Raw genomic sequence first — 2,876 nt, 5'->3', positions numbered from 1 at the left:
GCCGCAGGCGGGCGGGGCGGCGGGCTGAAGAGCCTGCCCGTGCCGACGGTCGTCGGCCACCGCGGAGCCTGCGGCTACCGGCCCGAACACACCTTCGGCTCCTACGACCTGGCCCTGGACCTCGGTGCCCACGTGGTGGAGGCCGGCGACCTGGTGCCCACCAGGGACGGCCATCTGGTGTGCCGGCACGAGCCGGAGATCGGCGGCACCACGGATGTCGCCGACCACCCCGAGTTCGCCGGCCGCAGGACCACCAAGTCCATCGACGGGGTGGCCACCACCGGCTGGTTCACCGAGGACTTCACCCTCGCCGAGCTGAAGACCCTGCGCGCGGTCGAGCGCATCCCGGCCAACCGCCCGCACAACACCCTCTACGACGGCCGCTGGGAGATCCCCACCTTCGAAGAGGTCCTGAGGTGGCAGGACGAGCAGACCCGCAAGCGCGGCCGGCAGGTGTGGATCTACCCCGAGACCAAGCATCCGACGTACTTCCGCAAGCTGGGCCTCGGCCTGGAGGAGCGCGTCGCCGAACTGCTGCGCAAGTACGGCAAGGACAGGAAGAACTCGCCGGTCATCCTGCAGTCCTTCGAGCCGAGCAGCATCCGGCGGCTGAACAAGCTCGTCGGCAATCCGCTCGTCGTGCTGCTGTCGGGCGCGAACACCCGTCCGTGGGACTTCGTCGAGGCGGGCGATCCGCGCACGGTCGCCGACCTCATCACCCCCAGGGGCCTGAAGGAGATCGCCTCCTACGCGCAGGGCATCGGCCCGACCGTCGACCTGGTCATCCCCAAGGACGAGGACGGCAACCTCACCGAGCCGAGCAGCCTCGTCCGCGACGCGCACGCCGCGGGCCTGATCCTGCACCCCTACACCGCCCGCAACGAAAACCCCTTCCTGCCGCCGAAGTTCCGCAAGGGCACCGCCCAGGACGCCTACGGTGACGCCTTCGGCGTGTTCCAGGCGTACTTCGCCACCGGCATCGACGGGATCTTCACCGACAACGCGGACACCGGACTGCTCGCCCGTGAGGACTTCCTGAGCGGCCGGCACGTCAACCGCTGAACCGTCCCGCCGTTTTCACTCCGCGCCGTCACCCTGGCCGACGGCACCCGGCGCACCGAGCTGCTGCTCCGGTGTCAGCGCGGCGGTCGCGTCCGGTCCTCGGGCACCGGTGGCGCCACAGGACCCGTGAGGGCTTCGAGCAGCCGGTCCGCCGGCAGGGCCGGCAGGGTGCGGCCACCGAAGCCCGTGGTCGTCGTCGCGGCGAGCAGGGAGTTGAGCACCGCTTCCTCGACCGCGTCGAGGACGGCTTCGAACAGCGGTCCCAGTTCGGCGTCCGCCACAGGGGCGCCGGCTTCCGGCCGCGTGCCGAAGGCGACGGCGTAGTCGCCGCTGCCGTGGCCGTAGGCCGCGCCCGTGCGGGCCAGGGCGAACACGGCACGCCGCGCGACGCGGGTGAGCTGCCGGGCGTCGAGGGGGGCGTCCGTGGCCACCACGATCATGCAGGAGCCGGTCTCCCCGGCCGGCGCCGGGTCGCCGGTCAGGCCCAGGGACCGCGGGGTGACGCAGCGGCCGAGCACCCGCAGCGTGCCGCCGAAGTTCGCCTGCACCAGGACTCCGGCCGTGTACCGCCGGCCTCCCAGTTCCGGTGTGCGGGAGGCGGTTCCGATGCCCGCCTTGAATCCCAGGGCGCCTGTGCCGGTTCCCGCGCCGACGCAGCCCTCGGCCACCGGGCCGCCGGTCGCTCCGTCGAGTGCGGCCCGGACGTGCTCCTCGTGAACCGGCCGTGCGCGGATGTCGGACAGGAAGCCGTCGTTGCACTCGCCCACGACCGGGTTGAGGCTCTGCACCTCGCCGCATCCGGGCCGCTCCAGCATCCAGCCGACGAGGGCGTCGGCGACCCGGAACGCCGACAGGGTCGAGGTGAGCAGCACCGGGGTCTCCAGCGTGCCGAGTTCGGTGAGCTGGGTGGTGCCGATGAGCTTGCCGTAGCCGTTGCCGGTGAACACCCCGGCGGGCAGCGGCGTGTGGGGTCCGACGCCGCCGGGCACGACGGCGGTCACTCCGCTGTGCACGTCGGGGTGCCGGCGGACGGTGGTGTGCCCGACGCGGACGCCCGGCACGTCGGTGATCGCGTCGAGGGGCCCGGTGGCGACACCTCCGATGACGATACCGAGGTCACGGGCCCGGGTCCGGGTGCCCGGTGCCGACTGGTCGTGAGCCATTGGTTCCATACGGCCGGACGCTACGCTCCGCGCCGGGTGCCGCGTCCTCGGCACGGCCGTTTCCGGTTCTCAGGGCGCGCATGGCGAGGGCGCCGGCCAAGGGGCCGGGGGCCAGGAGGAGGAACGCGTAGCGCCAGCCGACGGCGTCGGCGAGGAGGGGGGTCAGCTGGATGCTGACGACCGTGAGGGCGAATCCGATCGCCGTCTGGGCCGTGAGGGCCGTTCCGACGTAGCGGGAGTCGGCGACTTCGCTGAGGGAGGTCGAGAACACTCCGGAGTCGGCGATCACAGCAGCGCCCCAGAGGGCACAGAACGCGACCACGAGTGCCGGCGGGGAGTGGACGAGCAGCGGTGAGAGCAGACAGCACAGACCGCTGGTGAGCAGGGCTGCCATGGCGGCGGGAGGGCGGCCGAAGCGGTCGGCGCCCCAGCCGCCGAGCAGACAGCCGGCCGCACCGCCGACCCCCATGGTGAGAAACACGGTGACCGCGACCGATCCGGGAAGGCGACGGGCGCTGTCCGTCGCGGCGAGAAAGGCGGGGATCCAGGTCCACAGGGCGTAGAGCTCCCACATGTGCCCGAAGTAGCCGAGGTTGGCCGAGCGGGGGCCGCGCTGGGTGAACATGGTGAGGGCGTAGCGGGGGTTGCGGG

General features: G+C 72.5%; 3 protein-coding genes. 1 reads left to right on the top strand and 2 read right to left on the bottom strand.

Annotation, left to right across the window (positions count from 1 at the left end; all coding sequences use genetic code 11):
• Positions 1-1,062, top strand: a 1,062-nt coding sequence (locus tag C1I97_RS34600; protein ID WP_111006934.1) for a glycerophosphodiester phosphodiesterase, incomplete at its 5' end; no start/stop codon positions are given.
• A gap of 74 nt (positions 1,063-1,136) precedes the next feature.
• Here C1I97_RS34600 and C1I97_RS34595 read toward each other — a convergent pair.
• Together C1I97_RS34595 and C1I97_RS34590 are read right to left on the bottom strand one after the other, a co-directional pair.
• Complete coding sequence (locus tag C1I97_RS34595) at positions 1,137-2,234, bottom strand: P1 family peptidase (protein WP_111006933.1); 1,098 nt, start codon at positions 2,232-2,234, stop codon at positions 1,137-1,139.
• A partial coding sequence (locus C1I97_RS34590) for an MFS transporter (protein WP_258382882.1) occupies positions 2,179-2,876 on the bottom strand: 698 nt, incomplete at its 5' end. The genes C1I97_RS34590 and C1I97_RS34595, both read right to left, overlap by 56 nt.

It is taken from the genome of Streptomyces sp. NTH33 (genome assembly GCF_003236365.1).
Classification (GTDB): Bacteria; Actinomycetota; Actinomycetes; order Streptomycetales; family Streptomycetaceae; genus Streptomyces.
The sequence above is the reverse complement of the archived record's forward strand: the minus strand, read 5'-3'. Positions and strand labels throughout refer to the sequence as shown.